The sequence below is a fragment of the Acutalibacter caecimuris genome (assembly GCF_034335085.1).
GTDB classification, from domain to species: Bacteria; Bacillota; Clostridia; order Oscillospirales; family Acutalibacteraceae; genus Acutalibacter; species Acutalibacter caecimuris.
The window spans coordinates 1-6,705 of the sequence record NZ_JAWXXJ010000052.1; the positions used below are offsets into that span (position 1 = coordinate 1).

The 6,705-nt window shown below is 56.8% G+C and carries 6 protein-coding genes and 1 pseudogene; all 7 read right to left on the bottom strand.

Going from position 1 to position 6,705, the window contains the following annotated elements; translation table 11 throughout:
• Positions 1 to 530 (bottom strand): annotated as a pseudogene (locus U8U01_RS16545) (reverse transcriptase domain-containing protein); the annotation flags it as partial.
• A gap of 97 nt (positions 531 to 627) precedes the next feature.
• Positions 628 to 1,275 carry a LysM peptidoglycan-binding domain-containing protein gene (locus U8U01_RS16550; protein ID WP_322176649.1) on the bottom strand — a complete coding sequence of 216 codons (648 nt, stop codon included), beginning with the start codon at positions 1,273 to 1,275 and terminating at the stop codon, positions 628 to 630.
• Positions 1,276 to 1,287: 12 nt separating this feature from the next.
• Positions 1,288 to 3,723, bottom strand: a complete 2,436-nt coding sequence (locus U8U01_RS16555; protein WP_322176651.1) for a phage tail protein — start codon at positions 3,721 to 3,723, stop codon at positions 1,288 to 1,290.
• A 170-nt stretch (positions 3,724 to 3,893) separates the two neighbouring features.
• A complete protein-coding gene (locus U8U01_RS16560; RefSeq protein ID WP_322176654.1) occupies positions 3,894 to 4,331 on the bottom strand; it encodes a hypothetical protein in 438 nt (145 codons plus the stop codon).
• A 16-nt stretch (positions 4,332 to 4,347) separates the two neighbouring features.
• Positions 4,348 to 4,782 (bottom strand): phage tail tube protein, encoded by a 435-nt coding sequence (locus U8U01_RS16565; RefSeq protein WP_322176656.1) that lies wholly within the window; start codon positions 4,780 to 4,782, stop codon positions 4,348 to 4,350.
• A gap of 47 nt (positions 4,783 to 4,829) precedes the next feature.
• Positions 4,830 to 5,984 (bottom strand): phage tail sheath subtilisin-like domain-containing protein, encoded by a 1,155-nt coding sequence (locus U8U01_RS16570; protein ID WP_322176658.1) that lies wholly within the window; start codon positions 5,982 to 5,984, stop codon positions 4,830 to 4,832.
• Between the two features lie 39 nt (positions 5,985 to 6,023).
• Entirely contained in the window at positions 6,024 to 6,584 is a 561-nt protein-coding gene (locus U8U01_RS16575; RefSeq protein ID WP_322176660.1) for a hypothetical protein, read from the bottom strand.
• Positions 6,585 to 6,705: the final 121 nt, after the last annotated feature.

Sequence of the window (6,705 nt, forward strand, 5' to 3'; positions counted from 1 at the left end):
GGGGCGCTGGGGAAAAACTGCTTTAAGTCCATAAGCAGCACCCCGCCCTGCCTGCCATAGCGCCGGTAATGCCAGCGCAGCTGCTCCTTAAGCTCCCGGAAATGCCAATGCAGGCCCTTTCCTTTCTGGCTGGCCCCGTTGTGCTTTATCATGCTGGGGCCGTACAGGGGCACCAGCACATTATTGCAAAGGGTCTTATGCACCTGCCTGTCCGACACATGGGGCGCGTCTATGGGCCGCACCTTGCCCCTTTCCCGCAGGGTGAAGTGGGAGCATTTCATGGGCTTCCACCTCTGCTCCAGCACCAGCCTGCGGCGCTTGGCTGTGCCGGAAAACAGGTGCATTTCAAAGTTTTGCACAGACTGTTTCCAGCGCACCCCGTTACAGCACTTTTTCCCATACTTGAACATATCCCGGTAGGAAAAAATCTTCTCCACCGGGCCAAGCGCCTCGCACCGCTTTTGCCTATTTGCCGCCCGTTTTGCTTGGCGGCGTTTGTAACGCGCCTCCCGGCGCTCTTCACTGGTCATAAGTATTCGCCCTCCGTATAGTGTTTGGGGCATTGGTGCCAAAGCTAACTACATAACCCCGGCACATGAAATGGAAATCATACCGCCGCCTCCTTTCTTACGGGATTGTAAAAACCTGCCCCGCCCTTATCAGGTTGGGGTTGCTGCCGATCACCCCCTTATTGGCATTGTAAATCTTTGTGTACTGGCTGCCGTCCCCATAAAATTTCTTGGCGATATTCCAGAGGCAGTCCCCGGATACCACCGTATAAGTCTTGGGGGCAGGTTGGGTATTGGGCCGCTCCTTGAGGCCGCTGTCCTTTTTGGGGGCGGCAGCCTCCTGCTTGACCGTGGGCACATTTAGAAAGCGGTACTCGGTCAAATCCAGGGTATAATATACGTCCTTGTCCCCCTCCTTGTGGCTGTATGTAAGGCTGTCTATGGTCATGGCCAGGTTAAAGTCGCAGTCGCTGATGATCACCCGGATGGGCTGGGGCTTGGATTTCCATTTCTGCAGCAGCTTGATATATTCCATAGGCTCCCGGTCGGCGTACCGCGCAAAAGGGGAAATAGAAGAGGGAAAGAAGCTGGAAAAGGAGCCGGTCAAAAGCCCCCTGCGCCCCATAAGGTTTGCCTCCCCGATATTCAACAGGGTAATGCGCTGGTTGTTGTGGGGTTCCGTAAATTCAAACTCCTCCGGGTTTATGGGCAGCTCGAACATTTCCTCATGATTGTTATAGCTTAATTCAATAATCCTTTCTTTCATGCTGCCCCCTTTTTATGCTGGCACCAGGTTCTCTATGGCCAGTATCACCTTTTTGGCCACCGCCTCGCCTATGCGGTCAATGTCCGCATCCTCCCGGACGATAATCTGGTCGGCAAGCTTGGCAATGGTCAGGTGGATTACCATGCCGCCCCTTTGGGGCGCGGCTGCGTTCCTTGCCACCTGTACGCTTTCCTTATTGGGCATCACCCGGCTGCCACGGGGCAGGTCTACAAGCTCCGGGCCTTTTTCGCCCACCCATGTAGGGCCGCCCCGCCAGTTGTTGGTGCCCTCGGCGTTCGCGCCCACGCTGCCGCCCCCGCCACCGCCTCCGAATAGGCCCCCAAACAGGCCGCTCACTTTGCTGGATACCCAGGAAAGGGCGTCCGCCACAGAGGAGATAATGGGCTGTATGGCGTTCCAGACGTTCTGTACCACGCCCAAAATGCCGTTAAAGACGGTTTGCGTGACGTTGAAAAGCAGCTGGAACACGCTGATCGCCATGTCCAGTATGGGGGATATGACCGACCACGCAGAGGAAAGCACGCTGGCGATCAGCGGCGCTGCCTGCCCGATGATCTGCTGTATCCACCCCATTTTGCTGCCGACAAACTCCAGTACCGTGCCCACCTTCTGGCCGATGCCGTCAAAGATGGTCTGGAACACAGGGGCCAGGGCCGATATGACCTGCCCGATGCCCTCCACCAGCCCGCCTATGACCGGGGCCGCCGCGCTTATGATAGAGCCTATTTGTGTGACTACCGTTTCCAGCACCGGCAGCACAGCCGGGATCACGGACTGCACCGTGTCCATGATGCTGGCAATGACCGGCATGACCGCCGTGCCCACCTGCTGGATGGCACCCATAACCGCGCCGCCAAAGCTCATAATGGATGGCATAAGGGTCTGGAAGCCGCCCGCAATGCTGGCTATGACCGGCAGCACCGTGTCAAAGGCGTTTACAAGCTGGGGCATGGCTGCGGCAGCAAAATCAATGGCCCCGCCTATGCCGCTTATGACGGCCTCCCCAAAGGAAACAAGATAGGGGGAGGCTGATTTCAGCATGGAGCCCAGGCCCGAGGTTATCTTCCCAAAGGCTGGCCCTATTTTGGGCAGCAGGCCGTCAAAGACAGACGTGACAAGCCCGCCCATGCTGGAGGGCAAAATACCCTTGATACCGGCCTTAAGGCTCTTGACGATCTCGCCGCCTGCCGCCTTGATTTTCGGGCCTGCGGACTTGATGCCGGACTTTATCGCCCCTGGCAGGGAGGATAACACCCGCCCTATCATGGGGATGGCGTTGTTAAAGAGGAAGGTGGAGGCTGTGTCCACCAGGCTCTGCATGGAGCCGGTCACGTCCCCGCCAATGGCCATATTCCCCAAAAGGTTCTGGGCGGCGGCTTTCATGGCTGAGAAAGAACCGCTGAAAGTCTCGCTGGCCTCCTTTGCCGTGGTGCCGGTCACGCCCAGCTGGTTCTGCACGGCGTGGATGGCGTTATATACGTCCGACAGGTTGTCGATATTGTACTCGGTGCCAGTCAGCTTCTGGGTGTCCTGCAGCAGCCGCTGCATTTCCTCCTTGGTGCCGCCATACCCCAGCTTAAGGTTGTCCAGCATGGTATAGTTTTGCTTGGCAAAACCCTGGTAGGCGTTCTGGATGGACTCCAAGTCCGTGCCGAATTTGTTGGCGTTGTCAGACATATCGCCCATAGCCATGTCGGCCACCGTAGCGGCCTTGGCGGTATCCCCGCCCAGGCTGCTGATCAGGGATGCCGAAAAGCTGGTGACCTGCTCCATGTACTCGTTGGCGGACAGGCCGGCCGTTTTGAAAGCCGAGGCGGCGTTCGCCTTGACCACGCTGGAGCTGTCCTTAAAGAGCGTGTCCACGCCCCCCAGGCTCTGCTCCAGCTTGGCCCCCTGGCCGATGGCCCCCATGGTGACCGTGACGGCTGCCAGGGTCACGGGGATCACCACATTCTTGCCTACTGCCGCAAGGCCGGACTTTATCTTGGAAAGCCCCGCCGTCACCCCGTCTTTTAGCTTTACCATAGCATGGGCCACCAGCTTCCCCACGGACTTCACCTTATTGGTGACGCCCTTGATCAGGGAGGTGGCCCCGTCCTTGAGTTTCACAAAGGGGCGGGCCACCAGCTTGCCCACCCCTTTGACCTTGTTGCTTACATTCCGTATTTTGTCGCTGGCAGCGTCCTTAAGGGCCGCTGCCATGACGATTTTCTTTCTTAGCGGCTGGGCCTTTTGCTTTAGGCCCTCCATAGCCTTATGGGCCGCTGTAGCGTCCAGCCGCGCCGTGCGCTTTTTATCCCAGGTGGCTTTCAGCTCCTGCTTGGTCTTGGCCACGTCCTGCCGGAAAGCGCTCTGCTCCTGGCGTATGCTGCGCAGGGTGGCCGACATATTGTCCTTGATGGAAATAGCGCCCTTGATAACGCCCAATCAGCCACCCCCTTTTGTGTCAATCTGGAACATGGCGGCCCTGTCCTCCAGGGCCTTTTCCATGGACGCAGCATAAAAGAGCCGGGATTCACGGTCTAGGCTCAAAAACCGTTCCGCATCCCAGCCCTTTTGTATGTAGTAGTGCAGCAGGTACGCATCGCCATCCTGGGTTATGAGTTTTTTAACTCTTTTACCGCCGTAACGTCTTTGCCCTGGCCGCCAATGACGCCGCTCAGCTTCATGACCGCCGCCGCGATCTGGTTCAGCTCGAATATTTCAAAGATGTTCATGATATCCAAAGGCTCGTGCAGGGTGCGCTCCTCTGGGGGGAGGTCGGCCTCAGACTCCATGATCTCCTTGGCAGCGGCCCTTAAGTCCGGCTCCACCATAGCCAGATAAACGCCGTACTTGTCGCTGCGCCCCCTGTCCACGCTGTCATCTATCTCGTTACATTCCGCAATCTCGTTATAGGTCAGGCTGCGGATGGTGATATCCTGCTCCAGGCTGGGGACGTGGAGCACCTGCTTTTTGTGGGCCTTTTTGGCCTGCAGCCGCTGCATGGCCTTGCGGGAAAATTCAGCCAAAAGGCTCTTTTTATTTTCTGCCATTCTGAAAACCTCCTGATTATGCGATCTTGTCCAGGTTCACCAGGTCGGAGGGGGTAAATCCGCCGCTGACCTCCTGCTCGATGATAGCGCCCATTTCCATGGAGATAAGGGGCAGCTCGTTAAACCAGATATTGTCGCAGCTGTAGCGCTCGATCTGCCCGCCCACGGCGTCCGGGTCTGCCAGCTTGGTAATGATCTGGCTGCGCTGGTCGATGCCCTTTTTCCAGTTCTCAAACACGGCGTTATACCGGGAATACACCTTTTTGGTGGTGAGGGTCAGCTCACCCTTGAGGCCGGTCATTTTGCTGTCCACGTCCAGGCCCAGCTGCACGTCCTCCCGGTTGGCAGTTATTTTCAGCTCCACCTTGGACAGCTCAAAGATTTTCTCGCCATCCACCCACACCTCGCCCCAGGTGCCGGAAAGGGTCTTATTTCCCCTGATTTTACTCATGCGCTTTCCTCCTTTCGCTTACAAAACTTGCGCTTGCGCAATGTTTTCTACATATTGCACACCAGGCTCAAATCTTCCATAGCGTCCACAAATTTGACGTGGCTGGAAATAAAGACCTTGGAGCCAGTGTTGTACTTGGCGATATCAATGTCGCTCATGTCGGTGGTGTCGATGCCCTTGCCCTCAATATACAGCCGCTGCTGGTCGATATCCACGGCGGCAGTATTGTCAAAGCTGCGGTCAAGCACATTGCCCTCCAGGGATTTCTGGTAGGCAATAATGGCCGCCACAAACGCCTGCTTGTTATCGTAGTCATTGATAACCTTGCCCACATAGGCGTCCTCGAAGGTGCTGCGGATATCGTCCTGGTACAAGTCCACCCCTTCCATGATTTTGATCTTGGAAAACTCCTCGCCGTGTTCGGCGGTAAAGGTGGTCAGGCTGTTGACGCCCCGGCCTATCTTGTACTTTTCGCTGTCAAAGACAATCACCAGCTCCCCCTTGTCGATCCGTTCGTCCGGGTCATCCGGCACATCCGCGCCCACGATATCCGAAAGCACAAAATAGGTGCTGCTGCGGGCCAGGGAAAGCCCCGCCAGCACCCCGGCTATCCGGGTACAGTATTCAGCCGTGGAGAAAGCCTCCCCGCCCAGGGTGCTCTGGATATTGCCCGTGGTAAGGTTGATAATGCCCTCATGGTCAGCGGCGCACTCCGGCAGCACGGCCTTAAAGGTCTTGCGGTCTTTTTCCCGTTCTTCCTTGATCCAGGCGGATACCAGGGTCTTTTCGTCATCGGTGATACCCGGCACCGTCAGGTAATTCCACTTCAAGTCCCGCAGCTTCTTAAGCCAGGGGGACAGGCTTTCCACGTTGGTGGGCACCTTCACCACAATGACCTTGTAGGGGCCGCCCTCATAAAGCAGCTTGCCCAGGCGCATTGCCGCCACCGTGTCCCCTGGTTGGATGTCCACCTCCGGGCGCACAAACAGGGAAAAGTCCGTGTCCACGCTGGCGGTTGTTTTGCTTTGGCTCAGCTTGCCCCCGGCTGGGCTTGACAGGGCGCAGGGGATGTCTTTATACACCACCTGCCCCTCCAAGCCTTTCTTGAACACGCTCTCCCCGCTGGGCTGCTCCACCTTTTGGGGCCGGTACACCGTGCAGGCGTCCGTATAGGTGCTGGCTAAAATATCCGCCTCAGTCATAGGGGCGCTCCCTGGGTATCTTCATCCGCTTAAATGGGATCAGCTGGCTTTCATAGTCCCGGATAAAAGCCGCCGCACCGGGGTTGCCATGGTGATTACCAGCGGGGTATCGTCCCCCACTTCGTCCTGTATGGCCGCGATGTCTGTATACAGCTGCTTGAGGACAGTGCCCTCCTCCGGGGCGTAGCCGTATACAGCCCGCCCCTTTTCGATAGCCAGGGCAGCCAGGCGGCTGTAGCGGTAGGCATCTATCTCCGGCACCACTTTGGTACGCTGGAATTCCCCCATGACCGTGGAGGCGGTCAGCACAAAGTTGGTATCGTTTACCTCCTGTTCGTCAAAGGTAAACTGGCGGCCCCTGTCCATAGTCATCTGCTTGGTCTGCCAGGTAAGGTTGATGGCCCCCTCCACAAAGCCGGTCTGCCGGTCATAGTCGGCAAGGCCGTCCATATCCAGCTGGGGGATTTTTACCTCTGAGCCGCTTTCATACTTCACCAGCTTGCTGTTAAGCTCCATCCAGCCGCTGGTGGCCTGTTCCACCGCCGCCTTGTCCAGTTCACTCTGGAAAACAGACGCATACTGCAAAACATTGTTAGCCATATTAGATAGTGTCTACACAAGGTGAGAGGATCGTGATAGAATGGAAACATCATAAAAAGGCAGGAGAGAAAAAGATGGAAACATCCTATCACAGACATGACATAAGCGATAACGTGTGGTC